The following is a 24,594-nucleotide window of genomic DNA, read 5'->3' on the forward strand; positions in this document are numbered from 1 at the left end:
TGCAATTCTCCACTAATCGCGCTTTTGTAAAGGCAACCATTTCAATACATCCTGAATCTTGGTATCCCAGTAGCCCCACTCATGTTCGCCAGGCCCTTCCTCGTATGTTACTTCGAAGTTCGTTTGTTCACAGGCATGCCGGAAATTTTGATTATCCTCATATAGAAAATCTTCCGTTCCGCAACATTGGTAGAGCAGAGGTCGAGGACTTTCGCTAGATTGATTTTCTTTTAACAGATGAATCAGATCATTCTCAGTGCCTGCCACCTCTGGTCCAAAAATCCGTTGTAACTCAGCCTGTTGCAATGCTGAGGATGCGTTTCTATCCATATGTGCAGACATATCGAGTGCTCCGGACAAACTTGCAGCTGCCGCGTATTGATCCGGTTTACGAAGGGCCAGCTTGAATGCGCCATAACCACCCATGGATAATCCAGCAACGAAGTTATCTTCACGCTTTGGTGATAGAGGGAAGAAAGAACGAGCAAGTGAGGGCAGTTCTTCGCTGATAAACGTCCAGTATTGTCCGCCTTCGACCATATCTGTATAGAAGCTGCGATGTACCTGCGGCATTACAACGGCGATTCCAAGGTTCGCTACATAACGTTCAATCGATGTGCGGCGCAGCCAGATGGAATCATCATCCGATAGACCGTGTAACAGGTACAGGGTTGGATGAAGTCCTTTGCCTGTCACGTTCTCCATACCGATCTGATTGTGGGTTTGTTGCGGCAGAATGACATGCATGCTGGTACTCAGCCCAAGTGTATCGGAGTAAAAATCACATTTAATAAGTGCCATGAGTATAAGAAACCCCTTTCATAAGTTCGTTAACCACGTGTTTTTGACTTGAGAGGATGAGCCGGGATTGCTCCCTATTAGCTTTTAAGTGTCCATATTTAACAGGTTATACGCATTGCTCGTGCAATGCAATAACAAGATGCACATTAAAAAATCATGCAGAAGTATCTCTAAATTGTAAGGTTTCAACAGGCTAAGTTAGATGAGTGGAATGGAGGGAAGATCAACATTGTTACGACGTTGTTTACAACGTAACAATGTTATGTTACACTCATTTCAATAAAAAGGGGGACCATATATGACGGAAGATTTGATCTCCAAGAAAGAATTGTTGGACCTGACAGGAATCTCATACGGCCAGTTATACCGTTGGAAGCGGAAAAATCTCATTCCGGAAGAATGGTTCATTCGGAAGTCGTCCTACACCGGACAAGAGACCTTTTTTCCAAAACAACAGATTTTACTGCGCATTGACAAGATTCTCAATATGAAAGACGGATTATCGCTGGATGAGCTGGCAGACGTGTTCTCACCTACGTTGGGTGAAGTAGAGATGTCTGCACAGCATCTGTTAGAGCGAAACATTGTTTCACAGATCTCGCTAGATCTGTTAAAAGAAGCAGGTCGAGAACAACCACTGTATGCTTTGGAGCAGATTATGATGCTCTACGTCCTTGATAAGCTGTTAATGAGCGGAGATATTACTCGGCAAGAGGGTGCGTTGCTGATCGATGTGATGTCTGAACATTATTATCGTTTTACAGGCAAACCCAGCGAACTCGTGCTTATTCGTAAGATGGGTGTTCCTTCATTCATGCTGGTAACAGCAGGAACGGAGTTTTATTTTGACAATGGTGTGAAAGTGGTTCTTAGGCAGCCGATGGGAACATTTATGGAAGAATTAAAACTCAAATTGGGATAAGGAGAGGATCATCTATGGAAGAGCGGAATAAGCGGAATGATCTGAATGTGGCGGGCATAAGTCAAACGGCAGGCGGGAATTTTCACCGTGTATCTATTGATGGCATGGCTAAGGTGAACGGTAACCTGGACTGCACCTCTATGGAAGTGAATGGAACATTGAAGATGCACGGCGCTTTAAGCTCCGAGAGTGCAACGATTAACGGCATGTGCACGTTGAACGGCCCCTTGACCAGTTCGCGTGTTCGTGTGGATGGTATGACAACAATTAACGGAGATCTTCATAGCCTTGAGCTTGAAGTGAACGGGAAATGCACCATACGGGGAAGAGTGGATGGGGAACGTATTGATATTGGCGGTGTGATTGATATTGAAGGGGATGTGCAATGCGAGTCCCTGAATGTACGAGGCAATATTAAGATCAGTGGCTTTTTGAATGCAGGAACGGTGGAGATCCGACTTCACACATCTTCTTCGGCTAAAGAGATTGGCGGAGAGCGTATCGATATTCGTCGCAAGGAACAACAGAATGGATTTTGGAAAAGTATTGGCCTGGGCGGGACTCCATCGTTTAAGACATCCTTAATTGAAGGTGATGAGATTGTGCTGGAAGATACCGAAGCTGATATTGTTCGGGGGAGTAACATTTTTATCGGTCGCGGCTGTAACATTAGGCTGGTCGAGTATTCAGGTGAACTTGAGGTAGATCAGGATGCCAAGGTGGGCAGCAGTCAGCGAATTTAAATTTTGGATATGGAGAGAAAGGGATGGGATCGACATGAATAACAATCCTGGGCGTTCTTTGGACAAAAAAATGGATATCAGCATCGTTGGTGATGGCAGTTCTGCTGGGGGCGTGTACGGCAAGGTCAAGGTCGTAGGGGATGCAACCTTCAACGACAATCTATCTTGTGATCGCTTCAAATGTACGGGTACATCGGTCATATACGGATCGCTTGAATCCACAGATATTAAAATTACCGGAACCCTGACTCTAACAGAGCGAGAGACCAGCAACGATGGTGAGGATGGAATCCAGGCATCTGGCCTGCATGCCAAAGCTGAGCATATAAAAGTGGTAGGTGAACTTCATCTGTCCGGGGATTGTCAGGCGGAAACTATCAAGCTGAACGGACGGTTGACGATAGCGGGGATGCTCAGCGCAGAACACATGACACTCAAAATCATGGGTCCATCCGAGGTCAAGGAAATGGGCGGTTCCAACATCTCGGTGAAGAGCGGCCGGTTGAATGACTTGTTTTCGGGGAATAAGTCAATTCTCAAGGCACAGATTATCGAAGGTGATGATATTGAATTAGAAAATACGGAGGCCGAGATTGTGCGTGGCGATAAAATAAAAATCGGTCCTGGCTGCCGGATGGGTACAGTGGAATACCGTTCATCTCTGCAAATTCATCCGCAATCGGAAGTTTTGCTGCAAAGCAATCGGTCCTTGGACTGATTAACGTAAACTTCTTTTCGGATATACTAATGCAGTCATATGAATAGAGCGTGAATGGAGAGATTGAGTACAATGGTTGCACGTAAAAACAGTATTGGATTGGTGCTGGCAGGGTTACTGCTCAGCATACTAATGGCTTCGATGGATAATACCATCGTGGCAACAGCTATGGGGGATATTGTCGGGAAACTGGGTGGGCTCGACAAGTTCGTCTGGGTTACCTCCGCGTACATGGTGGCTGAGATGGCAGGGATGCCGATCTTCGGTAAGTTATCCGATATGTATGGACGGAAGAAGTTTTTTGTATTTGGTATTATTGTGTTTATGCTCGGCTCAGCACTGTGCGGAACGGCAACGTCTATTGTGGAATTGACGATGTACAGAGCGATTCAGGGTATTGGTGCGGGTGCCTTGGTGCCGATTGCCTTTACGATTATGTTTGATGTCGTTGCACCAGAATCTCGTGGTAAATTGGGTGGGTTGTTTGGAGCGGTCTTTGGTCTGTCCAGCGTCTTTGGACCATTGCTTGGTGCTTATATTACTCAGTATGCGACATGGGAATGGGTATTCTATATCAACCTGCCACTCGGCTTGATTGCATTTGTGTTTATTGCATTCTTCTACAAAGAGTCTCATCAGCATCAATCCCAACAGATCGACTGGCTGGGTGCTGTAACGCTGATCGGTGCTGTTGTGTGCCTGATCTTTGGTCTGGAACTGGGCGGCAAAACGTTTGCCTGGGGTTCCTGGCAGATTCTTGGCTTGTTTGCCGGATTTGTAGCATTAGCGCTGCTTTTCCTGTTTGCAGAAACAAAAGCCAAAGAACCAATCATCTCCTTCAACATGTTCCGCAACCGGGTCTACTGGTCCAGTAACGTTATTGGTATGTTCAGTGGTGCGGCGTTCATTACAGCATCCGTGTACATTCCGATCTTTATACAGGGGGTACTTGGTGGTAAAGCGACCAACTCCGGTCTCGTACTTTTACCGATGATGCTGGGGTCCGTTGTGACGGCGTCCCTGGGCGGTGTGCTCATGACCAAAATCAAATATCGCAATATCATGATTCCTACGTTGGCCTTACTTGTCATTGGACTCGGATTGCTGACTACGTTGGATGAGAGTTCTTCCCTCTGGACGATACGTATTTACATGGTGATGGTTGGTCTGGGTGTCGGGGCTTCGTTCTCGGTACTCAGCAATGCAGCCATGAACGCATTTGAACCGCGAAGACGCGGAGCGGCAAGCTCCACGCTTAACTTTTTGCGGTCCCTCGGAATGACGATGGGTATTACGATCTTTGGTATCGTGCAGAGCCAGGTATTTACGCGTAAAATGAATGACGCTCTCGCTGGATCAGCTGCGGAGACAGGTGGTGCTTCCGCGGGTGGTATGCCTCAGGGAATGGATCTGACCGATCCACATGCGTTGCTCTCACCAGAACTCAGACAGGCGATTCCGCCTCAGGTGCTGGATAGCATCACACATGCTCTATCTTCTTCCATCGTGCAGTTATTTGCCTGGGCTGTGATTCCGGCTGCACTCGCGTTGGTCGCTTCCTTCTTCATGGGAAAAGAGAAGATGGTTGTAGGCGAAGAGCAAGGCGAATACACCGGCGGTCACTAAACCGTAATGCAGTAAATCGTGAGTTACGGTAGTAAAGTTAATCTTAGATTGGTAAAACTCGATTAACTTATCTTGAAAATGTAGAGACACACTTCTCGCTTATCCTCAAAAGGGACGTGAAGTGTGTCTTTTTGTTTTCGTGTGATCAGCTTATGCTTATCCATGAATTACGGCAGGACCTTGTTTGTACCATTCCGTGATCTGTAAGTTGTCGGTTGCTTTGAACAAAATTAAGGCTGCTTCGTATCGCTGATCCCGTCCTCGACCACAGAAGGCCCTTGCGGGTCAGGTAGGCTGCTATGACCGGAGCGGGCAATGAGGCGATTCTGAGCTTTGTACGTGTCCCGTGTAATCGTTTTGGATTCGACCACTTTGCCGTCCAGCCTCTTGGTTCTTACCGTCTCCACAATATATCCAGGCTGTCCGTCTTGCAGCACCTGCTGTGCACCATCAGGCAGTACCGTACTAGACACATATTTTACTGGAACACTTAATGTTTCAATGGTCCGAGATTCAAGTGCATAGCTGACGTTCTCCGGGAAGGTGCCGAAAAATTTCACCATCAATTGGTGATTCTTCACCTCTGCATGAATGAGTAAGGATTTTCCAGTATTATTTTTGAAGCGAAAGTTGATGGCTCCCGACGCAAAGGTGGCATCCAGTCCTTTGGGCAAATATTTGACCGGCAGGGAATGGTTGCGACGCTCAATAATATCAAGACCCGTCAATAGCGCTGCATTATACACTGTACTTGATACCTGGCAGATTCCCCCGCCAATTCCGGGGGTTAGTCTTCCATTGACAATGACCGGGGCCTCACGAAACCCATAATCTTTTTCAGCCTTACGGATGACTTTCTCATAATCGAATGTGGCATCCGGTGGTAAAATCATGCCGTTAATCGCTTCCGCCGCTGCGCTGACATTATGTATGCGGCCTTCACTACTATTACCCAGACCCGTGGAGAACTGGATGATCTTTCGGTCAATGCCTTCCTGGCGCAGCGAATCAAGGGTTACTTCAGGCTTCAGCGTATACAGTGGTACATGTATTAGCAATGGGGCAGGTTTCTCATCCGGGTTCAGTACACTGAAATCCCTGTGCAGCTTCGTTTGTATGAGATTTGTGAGTGTATTCCAATCAATGCGGCGGACGCCCTTTTCCGGGATATACTGGACTTTGTCACTTGTGGTAATGCGGCGAACAGCGTCCGCAGGTGTACCGAAGGTTTCTTTTTCCCAGGCAGGGCTGAGATGTTCTTGGAGTGGTCTGGAGTCGTAGTTCATATCGAGAGAGAACTCTTTCGAAAAATGATAACGTGCATAAGCGCGTTCCCACAGGTTACCTTCCTCCAGCTGCTGTATCGCGGTTTTCAAGCTGTTAACGTTGTAGCTCACCCCCACCTGAGCTGCGGTATACGACATCGTCTGGGGGGTGGGTTCAGTCACTTCAAAGGTGACAGGCCAGTCCTCCAGCTTTTGGATCTGTTCATCCAATTCATGCAATACGTTCTTGCGATTCTTCCCCTCCACCAGCATGCCGCCAACATGAACATCTTTGGGCAGGGCAGGTTGATTCACGTACATATACAGCAATCCATAAGACGCGGAGCCGATCAAGAGGATGGAGAATAGAACAATGACCGTCAAATGTATTTTTTTCATAACCGTACGCTCCTTTATACTTCAGTTGTTCCCGACTTTGTAACACTTTCTATATATATGATCCAATGCAGGAAAACTTTCGGGTACTCAATAGGTAACAAATTTGTTACAATAAACTTCATATGAATCCATGCTTCACCATTGAAACAGGAACGAAGTGGATTTTTCCCTGATGAAATTCAGGTCTTTTTAAAGGAAATGCCGGGATTGTGTCGAAATGATAATGGCTAACTATGCGAGCAGGAAGTGATGATGTGATAGAAATGCAGGACGTGTGGAAGACCTACGCCAATGGGACCCACGCATTACAAGGGGTGTCGGTGAAGATCGACCGCAATGAATTTGTCTATATCGTCGGTCCGTCCGGCGCAGGTAAATCGACATTTATGAAATTGATGTACAGAGAAGAAGTTCCGACAAAAGGACAAATATCCATTAACGGATTTAATATTGGTAAGTTGAAGCCAAGAAAGATTCCTTATGTGCGTCGTAACATCGGCGTTGTGTTCCAGGATTTTCGTCTGCTGCCACGGATGACAGCATTTGAGAATGTGGCATTTGCGATGGAAGTTATTGAAGCGCCGAAACGTCATATCAAAAAACGGGTGATGGAAGTGCTCGACTTGGTGGGACTGCGGAGTAAGGCAAATCGCGAACCTTCACAGCTCTCGGGTGGAGAACAGCAGCGTATTGCCATTGCACGGGCTATCGTCAATAACCCGTCGGTTATTATCGCGGACGAGCCTACAGGGAACCTCGATCCGGAGACGTCATGGGGGATTATGCAACTGCTGGATGAGATTAATTTTCGGGGGACAACCATTGTTATGGCGACCCACAACAAAGATATCGTAAACACGATGCGTAAACGGGTAATCGCCATTGAACGTGGACAGATTGTACGGGATCAGATGAGAGGGGAATACGGTTATGAATTTTAGTACTCTCTTGCGCCATCTGCGGGAGGGATTCAAAAACGTATTCCGCAACGGCTGGATGTCTGTGGCCTCCATCATGTCCATCATTGTGTCGCTATTGATTCTTGGTGTGTTTATGCTACTGGTGCTCAATGTGAACTCCATGGCGAATCAGGTTGATAGCCAAGTGGAGATCAGCACGTTCCTCGAGCTGAATGTGGACGAGAACCTGCGTAACACACTGGAGCAAGAAATCAGCGCGATGCCTGAAGTAAGTGAGATTCGTTTTGTTTCCAAGGAAGAAGGACTCAAGGAGTTCCGTGAGCGTCTTGGAGAGAGTGCAGATAACGTGCTTAGCGGTTTCGATGTGGACAACAACCCACTGCCGGAGACCATTGAAGTTGAGGTCATTGAACCGGAAACCGTCACTTTTGTGGCGCAAAAAATCGAAGCTTTGAACGAAAAACACCCGGAGAAGCCGATCATGAAAGTGAACTACGGCAAGGAAACGGTGGAAGTGTTGTTCAAATTTACGAAACTTGTTCGTAACATCGGATTTATTTTTGTCGGGGGACTGGGTCTGATGTCCATGTTCCTGATCTCGAATACGATTCGCGTAACGATTCTGGCACGTCGCCGGGAGATCGGAATTATGAAGCTTGTTGGCGCAACCAATACCTTTATTCGCTGGCCTTTCTTTATTGAAGGTGCACTCATTGGATTTATTGGATCGGTCATTACGGTTGGGGTGCTGTTTGTTGGATACAGTCAGTTGATGAAGACGATTGGTCAGGATGTCTTCATGCAGATGCTTAACTTGATTCCGCTCGGCGAAATCTGGTTGCTGTTTGGAACACTGTTGATTGGACTCGGTGTGCTGGTAGGTATTTTGGGAAGTACACTGTCCATTCGGAAATCACTCAATGTTTAATTTTGTTTCAACGGTCGAATTGCAGAATATGTCGAAAAGAATGGTAAAGCAGGTTCATTAATGGACGCTGTTTGACGATATGTAGGAAAGACGGAGTCTTTTAAGATTGAAGAAAGCAAAGAACATGCTGTTCACCACCTGTGCAGGTTGCTTTCTTGTGAAATCATAGGATGGGGGATCATCATTTTGAAAAAAACCGCTTCGCTGCTGGCCTTTACGTTATTGGCCAGTTTGACGCTTCAACCTTCTGACGGATATGCCAAGAGTAGCATCAGCGATATTGACCAACAGATTCAGCAACTGGAGAGCAAGGCGGCTTCTGCCAAGCAGGAGCAAAAAAAAGCGGCTTCCAACAAAAAGGAAGCACAGCATTACAAGAACAAAACCAACGCTTATCTGAAGGTTGTCATGGAACAGATCAATGTCGTTAGTGATGAACTGGCGAGTGTATCCTTGCAGATCGAGAACACGGAGGAAGATCTCCGTACAACGAAAAAAGATCTGCAAGCGGCAGAAGAACGCATTGTTGCAAGGGAAAAATTGTTGGAGTCACGCGTGCGCCTGATGTATACGGACGGTGCTGTATCCTATCTGGATGTATTGTTGTCCTCTACTAGCTTCACTGACTTCCTGACCCGTGCGGATTCACTCAAAACGATTGTGGATCAGGATCAGCATCTGCTGGATGAGCACAAAGCGGACAAGCAACTGGTCGTGGACAAAAAGGCAGAATTGGATGTGCAATATGCGGAAGCCAAGAGCCTGTATGCACAGAAGAAACAGCGCAAGTCCCAATTGAATGAAAAAGAAGCGGAAAAGCAAGTGCTTCTCGCTTCATATGATGCTAAAATTGAAGAGTCAGAAGAGCTGACACAAGAGCAGGAAGATGTGTTAATGCAGATTGCCAGCAAACGTTCGGCCCTTCTTCAAGAGAAAAATAAATTGCGTGAACAGCAGGCAGCCGCAGCGGCTAAAGCAAAAGCCGCAGCTGCTGCCCGGGCGAAAGCTGCAGCCAAGGCACCAACCAGAGTAAGCTCGGATAGCAGCAGTGAGGTTACCTATTCATCCGGTAATGGTATCTTCTCAAAACCAGTATCTGGAGGACGTATTTCTTCTGGATTCGGCCCCCGTACCCATCCAATTACGGGCGTAGTGGGTAAGATGCATGCAGGTGTCGATTTTGCTGTTCCTCAGGGAACTTCGGTTCACGCTGCTTCTGGCGGAATCGTGATCATGGCTGAATGGTATAGCGGTTATGGTTATACGGTTATTGTGGACCACGGCGGTGGACTATGGACGTTATATGGTCACTTGCGCGAAGGTGGATTCAAAGTCAGCAAGGGAGACACAGTAAGCAAAGGGGATACCATTGCTGAGTCAGGAAATACAGGGAACTCTACTGGACCTCACTTGCACTTTGAAGTGAGAGATAACGGTACCGCTGTAAATCCGATGAACTATTTGTAATTATTGCTCCATCGTTCGAATGGAAAAAACATATTCCGTACAAGCTAGACATATAATAAGCTGGCATGTTCAGGGAATGGATTCTGGCAACAATGGAATCGGACACGCTTCAAAACTAAAGGCGGTGACAAACGGATGATGAAGAAAAGATCGGCGCTACTGCTTGTCATTGTGGGTCTCCTGGGTGGTAGTTTGCTAACCCTGGTACTAATGACTTACCCGGGAATAGCAAACCAAACCACAGCTGGCGAAGGTTTGCTGGCTAGTGTAACCGGCAATACACAGCAGAAGAACGATTTGAAAAAGATTGAAACTGCGATGGATTTGATCTCAAGCAACTATTATAAAGACGTGGATCAGACCAAATTGATTGACGGTGCGATCAACGGCATGATGGAATCGCTTGGTGATCCGTACTCCAACTATATGGGGCAGGAAACGGCTGCTCAGTTTGAAGAGTCGATCGAAGGTTCATTTACCGGTATTGGTGCAGAGGTATCCTCACAGGATGGAAACGTTGTTGTTGTTTCCCCAATCAAAGGATCACCTGCCGAGAAAGCGGGTATTCGTGCCAAAGACATGATTATGTCAGTCAACGGCGAATCCCTGCAAGGTTTGGAACTGAACAAGGCTGTCAACAAAATCAGAGGTCCCAAGGGCAGTGAAGCGAAGGTACAGGTCAAACGTGCCGGATCTTCCGAGCTGATTGAATTTGTGATTGTACGGGATGACATTGATCTGGAAACCGTATATGCTCACATGGAAGATGGCGGAATTGGCGTTATTGCCATTACTCAATTCTCTTTGAATACAGGCGATCGCTTCAAGGAAGAGTTGGCGAAGCTCGAGAAGCAGAACATGAAAGGTCTGGTCATCGACGTACGGAATGACCCAGGCGGTGTATTGCAAGTCGTTATTGATATTGCTGAACAGTTTGTTCCTAAAGGCAAGGTTATTGTGCAAGTTGAAGACAAGAACGGCAAAAAGGAACAAAGTAAATCCAATGGATCAGCTAAAGCTTATCCAGTCACAGTCCTGATGAACAAAGGTAGCGCGAGTGCGTCGGAGATTCTGGCCGGTGCATTACAACAGTCAGCAGGTGCGAAGTTGATTGGTGAAAACTCCTTTGGTAAAGGAACCGTGCAGACGAGTTATGACAAGCAAATGGGTGACGGCAGCTTGCTGAAGATCACCATTGCCAAATGGCTCACTCCGAACGGAGACTGGATTCATGAAAAAGGAATCAAACCGGATATTGCGGTAGACCAGCCGGATTATTTCTCGGTGGCACCGATTAACAAAGAGAAGTTACCACTTAAATATGACAGCAATAGCACGGATGTGAAAAGTGCGCAGACGATGCTGAGAGGACTCGATTTCAAACCGGATCGTGTGGATGGATACTACGACCAGAAGACAGAAGAAGCGGTCAAGGCATTCCAGAAGCAAAAAGGCATTCAGGCTACAGGCCAGATTGACGAGAAAACCGCTGAATCACTGGAAGCGGCTCTGATTGAACGTATTGCCAATCCTCAATATGATGCACAGCTGAAACGCGCGATCGAAAATGTCTCAAAGGATATTTCGTCCGCTGTGTCGAAGCCATAAAGAAGGCTGATTTTCAGCCTTCTTTTTTTCTGAACCGGCTGAAAGAGAGGGGTGACCGACCACAATGGAATGGGTATGGCCGTGGTTAACTACATTAGGGGAAGCTTTGTTGCAGTTGTTTATTCAGCCGTTTTATTATATTGCGGTGATCCTGATTGCGCTGATCTATCATCGTCAGTTACTGCAGGAGCGTAAATTGTTTCATGTCCGTTTGCAAAGCTCGATAACACAGACGATTCGTGCGGTGCTCGGAGGCATACTCATCGGTACCATTGTCTCGATCTTGTCCCTATTCCTTGGTGCACATCTTACACTGGGAAGTCTCATATGCATATGGGCTGCAACATTAATTCTATCCTTGTTCCGTATCCGGTATCTGTGCTTTGCCTACGCGGCCGGGTTGCTGGGTGTGGTGCAATTTGGTTTGAATCTGGCTTCAGGCTGGCAACCATCCGGTTGGATGGGCACTATCACGGAAACGCTTCGTGCCCTGGATATGCCTGCACTGCTTGTCCTGGCGGCGCTTCTACATATGGGTGAAGCCCTGTTGGTACGCATGCAGGGGGTATCGATGGCATCACCACTTCTCTTCGAGGGGAAACGTGGGAAACTGGTTGGTGGATATCAACTGCAACAGTTCTGGGCCATTCCTCTACTGATTCTTGTTCCCGTCACAGGAGGTGGCGCGGAGCTGGCATGGAATCCACTGATGAATGCAGGACATAGTTATATGCTGGTTGCATTGCCCATCATGCTCGGATTTGGTGAGATAACGCAGAGTATGCTTCCGGGACAAAAGGTGCAGATCTCATCAAAGCGGTTGATGATATACGGGGCAACTTTGCTCGTGTTCAGTTTACTTGCTGCATGGTGGTCTCCACTCATGGTGGTTGCTGCAATGATCGCTTTTATTGGACATGAATTTCTGGTATGGTACAGCGCGTTTGAAGAGCAAAACCGGAGTCCGGTATTTGTCCATCCGCAGCATGGGCTAAAGGTATTGGCTGTTATTCCGGAGAGTCCTGCTGCAGATTTGGGGATTGAAGCAGGAGAGACCTTGTACAAGGTGAACGGTAAGTTGGTTCATTCACCAGAAGAGTTACATCGTGCCCTGCGGATGAACCCGGCTTTTTGCAAACTTGAGGTGCGAAATCACCAAGGAGAAAGCAAGTTCATGCAACGAGCGATCTATGAAGGGGAGCATCATCAGCTTGGGGTCATTATGGCACCGGACAATCACGAGGTCTGGGCGATTCGGTTACGTCCACTGACGCTGTTCCATATCATCAATCTCAAATTGTTTGCCCGTCTGAAAAAACCACAAAGGGACGAAGCCCCATTGGCGTTACCGCCAGCCCCTGTGGCCAGTGATAAAGGATCCATAGAGATGTAACTAAGCATACGTGATGAAGTATGTTGCATACATCAAGCAATGAAAAAGGTATTTCCTAACGCCGTCACTGGCAAGGGAAATACCTTTTTTGTTATTGTTTTAGCATAAAGATGGCGATTTGAGTCCGATCACGCAAGCTCAGCTTACCGAGAATATCCGTGACATAGTTCTTGATCGTGCCTTCACTGAGGAACAGTTTGGCGGCAATTTCCTTATTGGATAGCCCCTCCGATATGGCTTCGGCAACCGCCAGCTCCATACGTGTCAGTCCATAGGCTTCGATTGGATTCTGTGTCAGGGGAGTCGTAGCAGGACGAAGAAGTCCTGTTAGCTTGCGAGCAATATCCGGATGAATTAACATATCACCATTATGTACGGTCTTGATGCCTTGAATGATCCGCTCGGGTGGAACATTTTTGAGCAAATAACCGCTTGCTCCATCCTGTAATGCCTGAATAATATACTCATCGTCGTCAAACGTAGTCAGCATGAGCACCTGGATTTCAGGAAAACGTGACTTGATGCGTTTGGTACCTTCAACTCCATCACATTCCGGCATCCGAATATCCATTAAAACCACGTCCGCAGGCGTCCCTGCTTCAAGCAATTCCAACGCTTCCTGTCCATTTGAGGCTGTACCTGTAACGCGAATGCCGGAGTCCAGTCCGAGCAGCACTTTCAGGCTCTCACGAATGAAGTAATCATCGTCTGCGAGAATCAGCCGAATAAGTGGGAGCTGGCCTGAATCATTCTTGTTGTTCACATCATTACGTTCGGACATGAGAACATTCACTTCCTTTTTTCAGAGTATATCCATCTGGTTCGTTAATGGAATGCGTGTAATCACTGTATACGGATAAGCATATTGAATCTCCAAGACTCCTCCCACCATTTGTGTGCGCAGAAGCATGCCTTCCTGTCCTATGCCATTTCGCTTGGAAGAATGGGGATTGATTTTGCCATCATTACTTACACTCATACAGACTTCCTGATCCCCGAATACCAACTCCACAGTGATCGAAGAAGCATTTCCGTGTCGCAGGGCATTGGTCAAGGCTTCTTTGGCATTTTTGAACAGAACGATTTGTATGCTGGGATACAGCACATGGGATGGGCCATGAACTTCATAATTTGTCTTCACGCCAGTATCTCTACCCACTTCCTCGAGAAGACGATCCAGGGCGTAGGCTTCGGATGCATAGGAATTCGGTTGCAGTTTGTGTAGTGTGTTGCGCATATCATCCATACTATCGGCCAATTGATCGCGAATCTGTCTCACCATTTCCGTTCCTTGTTCCATATCGAGAGGGAGGGTCAGCAGGGCGGCATCCGACATCATTTTGGTGCGAATCAGTCGATGCCCGATATCGTCATGAAGCTGTCTGGAGATACGGGTACGTTCCTCTGCCTGAGCCACTCCTTCAAGTTGCTTTGTAAATAACAGCAGCTGCGCACGCGCTTCTTGGAGCTCGTAATGTTTGCTGCGAAGTTCGTCATAGACTTGTTCCAGTTGTCCGCGGCTGCTCGCCGTTCTTGATCCCTGCCAGGACAGAGCCGCTGTGATAAGTAGAAGCAGGTTGCCAAGAACCATCGCAGTTGTCTCTGTGGAGAGTAAGGTAATGTCGGTTGTATTTAGTGTGGTTAACCCTGGCTGTGGCGCCTGTGAGTCAGAATAATGCCAATGCAAAGCGACATTGTTAGCGACAAGCTGAATGGCAAACATCAACCATCTCCGATTTCCCTCCAGTCTGTATATATACACGTAGAGCACGGAGAGAGAGAGGAAAAACATAAATGGTCCATATGAAGCAATCAGCCAGCAGCTCCAGAGTATTTCGGCCAGAAGCAACAGCCATTGCTGTGTACTTGAACGGTTGAAATCTTTCCACACGGAGAGTCCAAGCGCGATGATGATATACAGGGTGTAGACGGCTTCGTTTTCCAAGGGCAGCATCAACAGGTACAGTACGGCTGGAACGATAATTAATCCGTATTGCAGAAACCGCATTGGCATATGTAAATGACATCCTTTATATAAAAAAATGGAGTTAGAAAATCTCTCGGTAATGCGCCCTTGATTATACCATAAGCAGCATTCGAATCAGGAGATGACTTAAGTCACCTTCGATTCATGACTTTTCGTACCTTCGCTACAGAGTGCGATCCGTTACAATAAAATTATGAAATCCAGCGGCGAAGGCCGAAACGGAAAAGGGGCGTAAAAGGGATGGGCATACTTGAAGTAGATCATGTAGTAAAACGATACGGCAGCAAGCTGTCCGTGGATCATTTGAACCTTAGTGTTGGCAAAGGCGAAATTTTTGGATTGCTTGGTCCCAATGGAGCAGGAAAAAGTACCACCATCAGCATGATTGCAGGGCTCCTGAATATGGATCAGGGTGAAATCAGATTAGATGGGATATCGGTCAAGGAGCGACCGCTTGAAGTAAAGCGCAAGATCGGACTCGTTCCGCAGGATCTGGCTTTATACGAAACCATGTCTGCTGCGGAGAATGTGACTTTTTTTGCCAGACTGTATGGACTGCGTGGAAAATTGCTTAAGGAAAGAGTGCAGGAGTCTCTTGAATTTGTAGGGTTGCAGGATAAAGCAAAGGATGCCCCCTCGACCTTCTCTGGCGGTATGAAACGCAGGTTAAACATCGCATGTGCGATTACACATCGCCCGGATCTCATTATCATGGATGAACCGACAGTTGGCATTGATCCGCAATCTCGAAATCATATTCTTGAATCGGTACGGACACTTAACAAGATGGGTTCAACGATCATATATACAAGTCATTACATGGAGGAAGTGGCGGCGATTAGTCACCGGGTTGCGATTATGGATCAGGGGCGAATTATTGCCTGTGGGACTGAAGCAGAGCTGAGAGAACGAGTAGCATCGGAGGAAAAAGTAGTGCTCTCCACTTCCGGTATCGGTCCCGACGTCGTGGAAGAACTGAAACTTCACCCCCGTGTGCGGATGGTAGACGTTTCAGAGAATACACTGACCATTACGCTGCCTTCGGCACAGCAGGATCTCCAGGATATGCTCTTCATTTGCAGCAAACATGAAGTATCCATTCAGTCGCTCAAGGTCGAAGAGCCGGATCTGGAAACGTTGTTCCTCAATCTGACCGGGCGTACGCTTCGGGACTAGGGGGGAGCAAGAGATGAATATATGGCATATTTGCATCTTTGAATTAAGGCGTATTCTTAAGATTCGATCTGTAGTGTTGAACCTGTTCATTCTGCCGTTGTTACTGATTTTTATATTGGGCACGGCACTTTCCAGTACGATGGGTACGGCGGAGGATGTTATTCCGAATACTGTACGTGTGGGAATCATCCATTTGAGCACTGAATCTGGTGGAGGATCAAGTACGGTTAATCAAGCGCTAGATACATTCGTTGCATCCCCGGAAGTGGCTGAGATGGTCAAGGTGCAGAACTTTACGACTGAAGAAGAGGCCGTTCATGCGCTGCGTACCGGTAAGCTGGACTTTGCTGTAATGATTCCTTCGGATTTTGAGCAAAACGTGATGATGGGGAAAGAGGCCAGGTTACAGTGGATACGAGGAAAGGACAACACACTTAATACCTTGGGTGAAACTTTGTTTACACGTTTTACGGATGAATGGAACCGACAGATGGCGATTACCAAAGTGTTCGGTCCGCAAGTCATTGCTGCCATGGCCTCTGTTTCGGAGTCTGGTACGGCGAATTCTACCTCCATTACTGTCACTAATCCCGGTAAGACAGGTACGGCGTATAGTGCCTCCCAATACTATGCAGCTTCCATGCTGGCGATGTTCATGTTGTACTCAGGCATGACAACCAGCACCAGCCTTTTTGGAGAACGGGATAACCGAACGTTAATCCGCCTTCAGGCTGCGCCGATAGGTAACGGAGTCATTTTCGCTGGCAAAATTGCAGGCAATAGTCTGCTCGCTTTTTTACAAGCAACAACGATTATCCTTATGACATATTGGCTCTACGGTGTGGATTGGGGAACCCATCCTTGGTATATTGTGCTGACTTGTGTATGCATCACATTGGCATCCATGACTCTTGGCGTAATCGTGGCATTGGTATGCAAAAGCACGGCATCGGCCAGCGCAACCTTACAAGGTATCATCGTTGCCATGACATTCATCAGCGGTGGGTTCATGCCTATTCCGATTGATTTTGTACAACGGCTTAGCCAATTTACGGTTAACCACTGGGCGCTCCAAAGTTTTCTGAGAATGATGCTGGCCGCACCTGTAGCAGAGATTGTGTATAACATTCTAATGCTAGGCGCAGTATGCGCTGTATTACTGCTTATCTCAGGAATGATCTATAGAAAGGCAGGATACCGATATGAATAGTCTACACATCGCCTGGTTGATGATTAGACGTACACTTGGCCGTAAAATGGGCTTCATTACGTTTCTGCTTCTGCCTTGCCTGGTGGTTACAGGAGCGGTTGCTCTCTTTGGAAGCGAGCAGAGTACACGGACGGTCATTCCCTACGTCAATGAGGATACAGGGGTAGCAGGAGCATGGATGATTCAAGAACTTGCTGGCAACGAGCAGTACCTGCTCAAGCCGATGACAAATGAAGCAGAAGTGAAGGAATCCATCGCTCAGCAAAAAGGAAGTTCTGGCATCATTATTCCGGCACATTATACGGAAGATCTGTTAAAAGGAAAGCCAACCGAGATCCAATTGGTGGAGCTGCGGATAAGCGAAGCTTCCTACACACTGCGAGCAGCAGTTGAAGGTTTGACGAGCGGATTGTTACAATCTGCTTCAGCTGTTAAGGTGGCGGCAGGTCCTGTCTCAAGTGAGACTGACATACTATCGAGTATACAGAAGCCCTTTGAACAGCTTTTACAGGAGATAGGAGAACATCAGGTTGCTGGTGAAGTCACCGATCTGCAGATCTATCCCAAGCCAGGCCTGAACAATGTGACTGGATTTACAATCATGTTTATGATGGGACTGCTGACCAGTGCAGTGGCTGTGATCATGGAAGATCGCAGGAAACGTACGATGGCCAGGGTATATACGGCACCCGTCCGTGCATATGAGATTGCGCTTGGTAATTTCCTCGGAAGCTTTGTCATTGGCATGATTCAAATTGTTATGGTTTTGGGAGTCAGCAGGTGGCTGCTGCATTATGATGCCGGTATTCCTTTTGGCATTCATTTCATCATCTTGGCCGCATTCATGCTGGTCTCCATGGGGATCGCAAGTACCGTGGCCGGATTAATCCGTAATCCCAAAAATGCCAACATGCTGAATTCACTTGTCATTATGCCAACTTGCATGATAGGTGGTTGTTTCTGGCCGATCTCGTTGATGCCGGATTATATGCAAAAGCTCGCCAACTTTGTTCCACAGAAATGGGCAATTCGGGCGGTGGAAACGATCTCTGCTGGTGGTACATTGTCGGATATCACATTGCCACTATTGATTTTGTTTGGCATGGCTGCCATTTTGCTGACTGTTGGCTCTGCGATTCTGCGCCCTAGCCAGCCAGGAGTAGAGGCATAGGGTAAATACTAATTTTGAAGAAGCCGAATGCATAAGGGGGCATTCGGTTCTTTTATATTAAGGGCTCAGTGAAACAGATGATTTGACTGAATTTATTTATACACTAGACTTGTACTTCATTGTATGGAGTTATACCTATGTTCTGTTGCTTTAAATCTATGGTAGATTATTTGTGTAGGGCTGAACTAGACAGGTTACGATCTGTCACGTATGATATGTTGCAGTCGGCGCATAACAGCGCGTGGTCTCTTCTATAGCAAGTGTAGATGTTAAACAGAAAGAGGGTTAGAAGCTTTATGACAATAATAGGAATAGATCTTGGAACAACAAATAGTTTGGTATCATGCTGGGTCAACGGGGAATCCGTTATTATCCCGAATGCTCTTGGGAATCGTTTGACACCTTCAGTGGTGAGTGTGGACGACAATGGGGAAATTTTAGTAGGGGAGATTGCCAAAGAGCGATTAATCACGCATCCAGAAAAAACAGCATCTGTATTTAAAAGATACATGGGAACAAACAGAACGTTTAGTTTGGGTACATATCAATTTTTGCCTGAAGAGTTATCCTCCTTTGTCTTGAAATCTTTGAAAGCGGATGCCGAAGCCTATTTAGGTGTTGAAGTAACAGAGGCTGTTATCAGTGTGCCAGCATATTTCAATGATACTCAGCGAAAATCGACCAAACGTGCTGGACAACTGGCAGGAATTAAAGTGGATCGACTGCTCAGTGAACCAACCGCCGCAGCGATTGCGTATGGCCTGCATCAACAGAAACCAGAGACAAAATTCCTCATTATTGACCTTGGAGGTGGAACCTTTGATGTATCCATCCTGGAATTGTTTGACGGAATTATGGAAGTGAAGTCAGTAGCAGGGGATAACTTTCTGGGAGGGGAGGATTTTACCGAACTGATTACGCATTGGTTTTTGAATCATCACCAAATTCAGCAGAATGATCTGTCTGACAAGACACAGATGGCGCTTTGGAAACAGGCAGAGCTATGCAAGCAGGCATTGAGCGAAGGGCGTGAAGGAACGATAACCTTGACACTTGAAGATGGTGTGAAAGAGGTGAGCATTGATCGCACCCAATTTGAACAGTTAGCGAAGCCGCTGCTTGCCAGGTTGCAAAAGCCTGTGGAACGTGCGCTCCGTGATGCTGCCGTGCAACTCGATGAATTGGATGCCGTTATTCTTGTTGGAGGAGCAACCCGCATGCCTGTAATCTACTCGTTTACGGGTAAATTATTTGGCAGACTGCCAGCAAATTACTTGCATCCGGATGAAGCCATCGCCATTGGCGTGGGAATTCAAGCTGCTATGAAAGCTCGCCATGCGGATGTGCAGGAAGTTATTCTGACAGATGTATGTCCATATACTTTAGGGATTTCCATCTCGAAACCTTTAGGTGAAGGTCGATATGAATCGGGTATTTTTGACCCAATCATCGAACGGAATACGGTTGTTCCGGTAAGCAGGGTTCAACGTTACTGTACATTAAGGCACAATCAAACTAAAATTACAGCTGATGTGTATCAAGGCGAAAGTCGCCTGGTCGAAAACAATATTAAACTTGGTGAACTGACGATTAATGTACCACCTGCACCGGAGGGGGAACAGGCTATAGATGTTCGCTTTACTTACGATATTAATGGCATCTTGGAAGTGGAAGTGTCTTCCGTGGATACGGGTGAAAAGAAAGTGGCGATCATAGAAGAGAAAGAAAGCGGTTTGTCCCACGAAGAGATTGCCCAACGTTTCAAAGAGTTGGAGTCTATCAAAATACATCCTCGTGAGCGGATGGAAAACCGGCATTTAGTGGCGCGTGGAGAACGCTTATACGAAGAATCTCTGGCAGAGAAACGTTTGGTAATCTTAGATGCCATGTTGAAGTTTGAAGAGAAGTTAAAACAGCAAGAAGATCGTGAAATTAAGAAGGAAGCAGAAAAATTGAAAGTGACGTTGGATGAGATTGAAAACAGTCACCGATTATGGTGAGAAGTGTAACATCATAACGAAAAGCACGGTCTTGTTCGAAGAGGAACAGAGATCGTGCTTTTTCGATAGTTATAAAAGATGAGATAACATTAGACCATTTTAAGAAGTGAAGATTAAGGTTGGAGTTGACGCAAGACAGTTATTTCGACCCGACGGTTCTTTTGTCTTCCGGCCGCTGTGGTGTTGTCACCCGTTGGGCGAGTATCCGCATATCCGGCATACTGGAAGCCGTCCGGGTTAAGCTTCTCTGTATCCAGAAAAAATCGTAATACAGACAGTGCACGTTCCCCAGAAAGCTGCCAGTTATCGGTATAGGCGGAGTTTGCTCCGACAGGAACGTTATCGGTATGACCCTCAATGCTGACAACGGTATTTAGATCACGGAACAAGCTGGCAAGCTTACTGAGTGTTGGTGCTGCACCGTCCTTTAGAGCGGCCTGTCCCTGGTCAAACAGGAAGCGGTCACTAAGTGTAATGGATAGGCCCTGTGGCTTGTCCGCAACAAAAATCTGATTTTCCAGTTTATTATCCTCGATATATTGGGTAATCACATTGAACAGATTTTGCAATTCCTGCTCCTGCGATCTGAACTGTTCTTCCCGTTCTGTGAGGGGCTTGTTGTCATCATCTGGTGTTACAGTCCCGGAGTCTTCACCCTGCACCTCGGATGGTGGAGTCTCTGTAATCGTTTGACCGGGTTTCTCACCGAGTCCCTCACCAAGCTCAAGGACAGAGTCGGACGCATTAAATGTATTTTGTAACGATTGAGTAACGACGTCATATTTACCGGAATCCAGATTGCTCATGGCATACATGATGACAAAAAAGATCAAAAGCAGCGTTATGAGATCGGCATAAGTAATCATCCAGCGATCCCGATGATCGATTGTTTCACGTTTTCCGCGCCGTTTACTGCGCCGACTCATCCAATCCCTCCTTTGCTAGGGGGCGTATAGACTGACGATGCGTAAGGGTGAAGGACTCCAGTCTTTTGCGTACAAGCTGGGGATTCTCACCGTTCTGAATGGCAAGTACACCTTCAAGAAGCATTTCCATGGTCTGCACTTCGTCGGCACCTCTGGATTTGATCTTGGAGGCAATGGGCAAAAAGATAAGATTGGCACTGGCGACCCCATACAGGGTTGCGGTAAAGGCAACAGCAATGGCAGGTCCGAGTCCGGTTGGATCGGTTAAACTGCCAAGTACCTGAATAAGTCCCATCACGGTTCCGATAATGCCCATGGTTGGGGCGTAACCACCAGCAGATTCGAATATTTTGGCGTAGCCCTCATGTTTTTGTTCAATTGAATCAATCTCCATCTCCAGGATCTGGCGAACCACATCCTGATCGGTACCATCAACAACCATCTGAATACCGTCTTGCAAAAATGGATGCGGATGATCCATAACCTTGCGTTCCAATGCAAGTACACCTGAGCGGCGTGCGATAGAAGACATCTCCACCAATTCTTCAACCCACAAGCCTGATTCGTTATTGTTACGTCCAAAAGCCATACGCAGGGCAGCTGGAATCGTACGAAGGCGATGCGCCGGGAAACTGGCAACCACAGCAGCAATCGTTCCACCGAATACAATTAAAGCAGCCGTTTTTTGCAGGAGACCAGACAATTGACCGCCTTCCCACAAAAAACCGCTAATGACTGCGGCAATTCCGGCAATAATACCGATAAGTGTCGCAATATCCATAAATTAACCCACTCCTATCTTCATTTCACGTTTGCATCACTAAAACGAACGAGGTATAATTAAACGGGAACAAATATTCCTATTACTATAAGTTTTCCCATATGAAAATTCGGGGAACTTCGACAATATATAGTGACTATTATTTTAGACGATAGGGTGAGATACGGCAATGAGCGATATTATAATGAGCGACAAAACGTTCGAAATCGAGTCAGAGTTTTCTCCCCAAGGTGATCAGCCTGCAGCCATTAAAGAATTGGTGAAGGGTGTTCAGGAGGGGAAGAGGTACCAGACACTGCTGGGTGCAACGGGTACGGGTAAGACGTTTACGATCGCCCAGACGATAGCCCAACTGCAACGTCCGACGCTGATTATTGCACACAACAAAACGTTGGCAGCGCAGCTTGCAAGTGAGTTCAAAGATTTTTTTCCGAATAACATGGTTGAGTATTTCGTCAGTTATTACGATTATTTTCAGCCAGAAGCATATATCCCGTCCTCCGATACGTATATCGAGAAGGATTCAAGTATTAATGAAGAGATCGACAAACTGCGGCACGCAGCGACAAGTTCGTTGTTTGAGCGCAGGGACGTTATCATTGTAGCGAGTGTTTCCTGCATTTATGGCTTGGGTTCACCGCACTCGTATTCAAGCATGTTGCTGTCACTTCGGGTAGGCATGGAGAAACCCCGCAATCAGATTTTGTCCCGTCTGGTAGAGATCCAGTATCAGCGGAACGATATTAACTTTGTGCGGGGGACGTTCCGTGTTCGTGGGGATGTTGTTGAGATTTTCCCAGCTTCCAAGGGTGAACATGCAATTCGGGTTGAATTGTTCGGTGATGAGATCGAGAAAATTACGGAGATTGATGTGTTAACCGGAGAACTGATTGGCGAACGTGAACATATTGCCATCTTCCCGGCGTCTCACTTCGTAACGCAAGAAGAGACAATGAAGGTTGCGCTGGTGAACATTGAGCGTGAACTGGAGGAGCGTCTAGAAGTGTTGCGTGAACAGGGAAAACTGCTGGAGGCTCAGCGACTGGAGCAGCGCACACGGTACGATATCGAGATGATGAAGGAAGTTGGATTCTGTTCGGGAATTGAGAACTATTCCGGTCCGCTGACTTTCCGCGAACGCGGCGATACCCCATATACACTGATGGATTACTTCCCGGATGATATGTTGATTGTGGTCGATGAGTCTCACGTGACACTCCCACAGATCCGTGCGATGTACAATGGTGACCAAGCACGGAAGACGGTATTGGTTGAGCATGGTTTCCGCCTGCCGTCAGCGCTGGATAATCGTCCGCTCAAATTCGAAGAGTTCGAAGGCAAGATGGATCAGATTATTTATGTATCAGCCACACCGGGTCCGTATGAGATTGAGCATACCGATACGATGGTGCAACAGATTATCCGTCCAACCGGTCTGCTTGATCCAATTATTGAACTGCGTCCAACCAAGGGGCAGATTGATGACTTGATCGGTGAGATTAACGACCGGATTGCCAAAGACGAGCGTGTATTGATTACAACATTAACGAAGAAGATGTCTGAGGACCTGACGGATTATCTGAAGGAAGTTGGAATCAAGGTTCGTTATCTGCACTCCGAGATCAAAACATTGGAACGGATGGCGATTTTACGTGATTTAAGGTTGGGCGTTTTCCATGTCCTGATCGGAATCAACTTGCTCCGGGAAGGTCTCGATTTGCCCGAAGTATCCTTGGTAGCCATATTGGATGCCGATAAGGAAGGATTCCTGCGTTCCGAACGCTCACTGATCCAAACGATTGGTCGTGCAGCACGGAACAGCGAGGGTCGTGTTATTCTATACGGTGACAAAGTGACGGATTCGATGGATAAGGCGATAAAGGAAACAGAACGCCGTCGTGCAATTCAGATCGAGTACAACGAGAAGCATGGAATTACACCACAGACAATTCGCAAAAAAGTGCGTGATGTGATTGAGGCAACCAAAGTTGCCGAATCCAAGAAAGACTATCTCACAGGCGCAGCCGAGAAGATGTCGAAGAAAGATCGCCAGGCGCTTATTCAGCGCTTAGAGGTAGAGATGAAAGATGCAGCCAAAAACCTGCAGTTCGAGCGTGCCGCCGAGCTTCGTGATGCGTTGCTGGAACTTCGCGCTGAATAAGATACTGCTCATTCATATGCTCCAGTAAAGATGGATCTGTAACAAGAGAACGGCCAATTGGCCGTTCTCTTGTTGAGTAAGGAAATCGTTGATATCTACCGATAATAAGAGATGTTGAAATCTTGAAATCAAGTCTATACTGATAGAAATGTTGAAATTGGTTAAAAGGTTTATAGGAAAGCAATTGGGAGTCGTGTCCCCCTGAGAGCCAAGAAGCGCCTGGTAGACCTTGGAGCCGAGCCCAAAGGCAATGGCGACCTGTCGCGACCAAGGCGAAGCCGAGAGCGTCCCGCTCTTGATCTTGGAGCCGAGCCAAAGGCAATGACGACCTTGTCGCGACCAAGGCGAAGCCGAGAGCGTCCCGCTCTTGATCTTGGAGCCGAGCCAAAGGC

At 47.0% G+C, this 24,594-nt stretch carries 20 protein-coding genes; 14 read left to right on the forward strand and 6 right to left on the reverse strand.

Annotation, left to right across the window (positions count from 1 at the left end; genetic code table 11):
* Nucleotides 1-12 precede the first annotated feature (12 nt).
* Nucleotides 13-801 carry an alpha/beta hydrolase gene (locus IFU39_RS23165; RefSeq protein ID WP_192135076.1) on the reverse strand — a complete coding sequence of 263 codons (789 nt, stop codon included), beginning with the start codon at nucleotides 799-801 and terminating at the stop codon, nucleotides 13-15.
* A gap of 298 nt (nucleotides 802-1,099) precedes the next feature.
* Between IFU39_RS23165 and IFU39_RS23170 the strand changes: the two genes are divergently transcribed.
* The 4 genes from IFU39_RS23170 (at nucleotide 1,100) to IFU39_RS23185 (ending at nucleotide 4,810) form a co-directional block, all read left to right on the forward strand.
* Entirely contained in the window at nucleotides 1,100-1,723 is a 624-nt protein-coding gene (locus IFU39_RS23170; protein ID WP_192135078.1) for a YhbD family protein, read from the forward strand.
* A 14-nt stretch (nucleotides 1,724-1,737) separates the two neighbouring features.
* Nucleotides 1,738-2,466: a polymer-forming cytoskeletal protein gene (locus IFU39_RS23175; protein ID WP_192135080.1), complete on the forward strand. Its 729-nt coding sequence runs from the start codon at nucleotides 1,738-1,740 to the stop codon at nucleotides 2,464-2,466.
* Between the two features lie 34 nt (nucleotides 2,467-2,500).
* Complete coding sequence (locus tag IFU39_RS23180; protein ID WP_192135082.1) at nucleotides 2,501-3,184, forward strand: hypothetical protein; 684 nt, start codon at nucleotides 2,501-2,503, stop codon at nucleotides 3,182-3,184.
* A gap of 72 nt (nucleotides 3,185-3,256) precedes the next feature.
* The gene (locus IFU39_RS23185; RefSeq protein ID WP_091013073.1) at nucleotides 3,257-4,810 is read left to right on the forward strand and encodes an MDR family MFS transporter; all 1,554 of its coding nucleotides are present in this window, start codon (nucleotides 3,257-3,259) and stop codon (nucleotides 4,808-4,810) included.
* A 230-nt stretch (nucleotides 4,811-5,040) separates the two neighbouring features.
* Here IFU39_RS23185 and IFU39_RS23190 read toward each other — a convergent pair whose 3' ends face one another.
* Nucleotides 5,041-6,474 (reverse strand): VanW family protein, encoded by a 1,434-nt coding sequence (locus IFU39_RS23190; protein WP_192135084.1) that lies wholly within the window; start codon nucleotides 6,472-6,474, stop codon nucleotides 5,041-5,043.
* Between the two features lie 254 nt (nucleotides 6,475-6,728).
* On the opposite strand from IFU39_RS23190, the gene ftsE reads away from it, so the two are divergent.
* From ftsE to IFU39_RS23215, 5 genes are all read left to right on the forward strand, one after another.
* Nucleotides 6,729-7,415: a cell division ATP-binding protein FtsE gene (gene ftsE, locus IFU39_RS23195; protein ID WP_024631580.1), complete on the forward strand. Its 687-nt coding sequence runs from the start codon at nucleotides 6,729-6,731 to the stop codon at nucleotides 7,413-7,415.
* A complete protein-coding gene (ftsX, locus tag IFU39_RS23200; protein ID WP_091013078.1) occupies nucleotides 7,405-8,322 on the forward strand; it encodes a permease-like cell division protein FtsX in 918 nt (305 codons plus the stop codon). The genes ftsE and ftsX overlap by 11 nt, the downstream gene beginning before the upstream one ends.
* A 186-nt stretch (nucleotides 8,323-8,508) precedes the next feature.
* On the forward strand, nucleotides 8,509-9,789 hold the full coding sequence (locus tag IFU39_RS23205; RefSeq protein ID WP_091013080.1) for a murein hydrolase activator EnvC family protein: 1,281 nt from the start codon (nucleotides 8,509-8,511) through the stop codon (nucleotides 9,787-9,789).
* Nucleotides 9,790-9,924: 135 nt separating this feature from the next.
* Complete coding sequence (locus IFU39_RS23210) at nucleotides 9,925-11,397, forward strand: S41 family peptidase (protein ID WP_074096593.1); 1,473 nt, start codon at nucleotides 9,925-9,927, stop codon at nucleotides 11,395-11,397.
* A 64-nt stretch (nucleotides 11,398-11,461) separates the two neighbouring features.
* Nucleotides 11,462-12,790, forward strand: coding sequence for a PDZ domain-containing protein (locus IFU39_RS23215; protein ID WP_192135086.1), 1,329 nt, complete (start codon nucleotides 11,462-11,464; stop codon nucleotides 12,788-12,790).
* 91 nt (nucleotides 12,791-12,881) lie between these two features.
* Here the strand turns inward: IFU39_RS23215 and IFU39_RS23220 are convergent, their stop codons facing one another.
* Both IFU39_RS23220 and IFU39_RS23225 read right to left on the reverse strand, forming a co-directional pair.
* On the reverse strand, nucleotides 12,882-13,571 hold the full coding sequence (locus tag IFU39_RS23220) for a response regulator transcription factor (protein WP_192135088.1): 690 nt from the start codon (nucleotides 13,569-13,571) through the stop codon (nucleotides 12,882-12,884).
* Nucleotides 13,572-13,592: 21 nt separating this feature from the next.
* Nucleotides 13,593-14,804: a sensor histidine kinase gene (locus IFU39_RS23225; protein ID WP_192135090.1), complete on the reverse strand. Its 1,212-nt coding sequence runs from the start codon at nucleotides 14,802-14,804 to the stop codon at nucleotides 13,593-13,595.
* A 213-nt stretch (nucleotides 14,805-15,017) separates the two neighbouring features.
* Here IFU39_RS23225 and IFU39_RS23230 point away from each other — a divergent pair, with 213 nt between their 5' ends.
* The 4 genes from IFU39_RS23230 (at nucleotide 15,018) to IFU39_RS23245 (ending at nucleotide 20,334) form a co-directional block, all read left to right on the forward strand.
* Nucleotides 15,018-15,953, forward strand: coding sequence for an ABC transporter ATP-binding protein (locus IFU39_RS23230; protein ID WP_197997881.1), 936 nt, complete (start codon nucleotides 15,018-15,020; stop codon nucleotides 15,951-15,953).
* A 13-nt stretch (nucleotides 15,954-15,966) separates the two neighbouring features.
* Nucleotides 15,967-17,163 carry an ABC transporter permease gene (locus tag IFU39_RS23235; protein ID WP_192135092.1) on the forward strand — a complete coding sequence of 399 codons (1,197 nt, stop codon included), beginning with the start codon at nucleotides 15,967-15,969 and terminating at the stop codon, nucleotides 17,161-17,163.
* Complete coding sequence (locus IFU39_RS23240; RefSeq protein WP_192135094.1) at nucleotides 17,156-18,334, forward strand: ABC transporter permease; 1,179 nt, start codon at nucleotides 17,156-17,158, stop codon at nucleotides 18,332-18,334. The genes IFU39_RS23235 and IFU39_RS23240 overlap by 8 nt, the downstream gene beginning before the upstream one ends.
* Nucleotides 18,335-18,630: 296 nt before the next feature.
* Entirely contained in the window at nucleotides 18,631-20,334 is a 1,704-nt protein-coding gene (locus IFU39_RS23245; RefSeq protein ID WP_192135096.1) for a molecular chaperone HscC, read from the forward strand.
* A gap of 113 nt (nucleotides 20,335-20,447) precedes the next feature.
* Here IFU39_RS23245 and IFU39_RS23250 read toward each other — a convergent pair whose 3' ends face one another.
* A complete protein-coding gene (locus tag IFU39_RS23250) occupies nucleotides 20,448-21,260 on the reverse strand; it encodes a flagellar motor protein MotB (RefSeq protein ID WP_192135099.1) in 813 nt (270 codons plus the stop codon).
* Nucleotides 21,244-22,041 (reverse strand): flagellar motor protein, encoded by a 798-nt coding sequence (locus IFU39_RS23255; protein WP_091013100.1) that lies wholly within the window; start codon nucleotides 22,039-22,041, stop codon nucleotides 21,244-21,246. The genes IFU39_RS23250 and IFU39_RS23255 overlap by 17 nt, the downstream gene beginning before the upstream one ends.
* A 169-nt stretch (nucleotides 22,042-22,210) precedes the next feature.
* Here IFU39_RS23255 and uvrB point away from each other — a divergent pair, with 169 nt between their 5' ends.
* On the forward strand, nucleotides 22,211-24,202 hold the full coding sequence (gene uvrB / locus IFU39_RS23260; RefSeq protein WP_091013102.1) for an excinuclease ABC subunit UvrB: 1,992 nt from the start codon (nucleotides 22,211-22,213) through the stop codon (nucleotides 24,200-24,202).
* Nucleotides 24,203-24,594: the final 392 nt, after the last annotated feature.

Source organism: Paenibacillus sp. CFBP 13594 (assembly GCF_014842675.1).
Taxonomy (GTDB): domain Bacteria; phylum Bacillota; class Bacilli; order Paenibacillales; family Paenibacillaceae; genus Paenibacillus; species Paenibacillus amylolyticus_B.

Excerpts from the sequence above, each read along its gene's own strand:
- IFU39_RS23255 (WP_091013100.1), bottom strand. The coding sequence starts at position 22,041 with ATGGATATTGCGACACTTATCGGTATTATTGCCGGAATTGCCGCAGTC.
- IFU39_RS23250 (WP_192135099.1), bottom strand. The coding sequence starts at position 21,260 with ATGAGTCGGCGCAGTAAACGGCGCGGAAAACGTGAAACAATCGATCAT.
- IFU39_RS23185 (WP_091013073.1), top strand. The coding sequence starts at position 3,257 with ATGGTTGCACGTAAAAACAGTATTGGATTGGTGCTGGCAGGGTTACTG.
- IFU39_RS23165 (WP_192135076.1), bottom strand. The coding sequence starts at position 801 with ATGGCACTTATTAAATGTGATTTTTACTCCGATACACTTGGGCTGAGT.
- IFU39_RS23180 (WP_192135082.1), top strand. The coding sequence starts at position 2,501 with ATGAATAACAATCCTGGGCGTTCTTTGGACAAAAAAATGGATATCAGC.
- IFU39_RS23240 (WP_192135094.1), top strand. The coding sequence starts at position 17,156 with ATGAATAGTCTACACATCGCCTGGTTGATGATTAGACGTACACTTGGC.
- IFU39_RS23225 (WP_192135090.1), bottom strand. The coding sequence starts at position 14,804 with ATGCCAATGCGGTTTCTGCAATACGGATTAATTATCGTTCCAGCCGTA.
- IFU39_RS23210 (WP_074096593.1), top strand. The coding sequence starts at position 9,925 with ATGATGAAGAAAAGATCGGCGCTACTGCTTGTCATTGTGGGTCTCCTG.
- IFU39_RS23190 (WP_192135084.1), bottom strand. The coding sequence starts at position 6,474 with ATGAAAAAAATACATTTGACGGTCATTGTTCTATTCTCCATCCTCTTG.
- IFU39_RS23220 (WP_192135088.1), bottom strand. The coding sequence starts at position 13,571 with ATGTCCGAACGTAATGATGTGAACAACAAGAATGATTCAGGCCAGCTC.
- ftsX (WP_091013078.1), top strand. The coding sequence starts at position 7,405 with ATGAATTTTAGTACTCTCTTGCGCCATCTGCGGGAGGGATTCAAAAAC.
- uvrB (WP_091013102.1), top strand. The coding sequence starts at position 22,211 with ATGAGCGATATTATAATGAGCGACAAAACGTTCGAAATCGAGTCAGAG.
- IFU39_RS23170 (WP_192135078.1), top strand. The coding sequence starts at position 1,100 with ATGACGGAAGATTTGATCTCCAAGAAAGAATTGTTGGACCTGACAGGA.
- IFU39_RS23175 (WP_192135080.1), top strand. The coding sequence starts at position 1,738 with ATGGAAGAGCGGAATAAGCGGAATGATCTGAATGTGGCGGGCATAAGT.
- IFU39_RS23230 (WP_197997881.1), top strand. The coding sequence starts at position 15,018 with ATGGGCATACTTGAAGTAGATCATGTAGTAAAACGATACGGCAGCAAG.
- IFU39_RS23235 (WP_192135092.1), top strand. The coding sequence starts at position 15,967 with ATGAATATATGGCATATTTGCATCTTTGAATTAAGGCGTATTCTTAAG.
- IFU39_RS23245 (WP_192135096.1), top strand. The coding sequence starts at position 18,631 with ATGACAATAATAGGAATAGATCTTGGAACAACAAATAGTTTGGTATCA.
- IFU39_RS23215 (WP_192135086.1), top strand. The coding sequence starts at position 11,462 with ATGGAATGGGTATGGCCGTGGTTAACTACATTAGGGGAAGCTTTGTTG.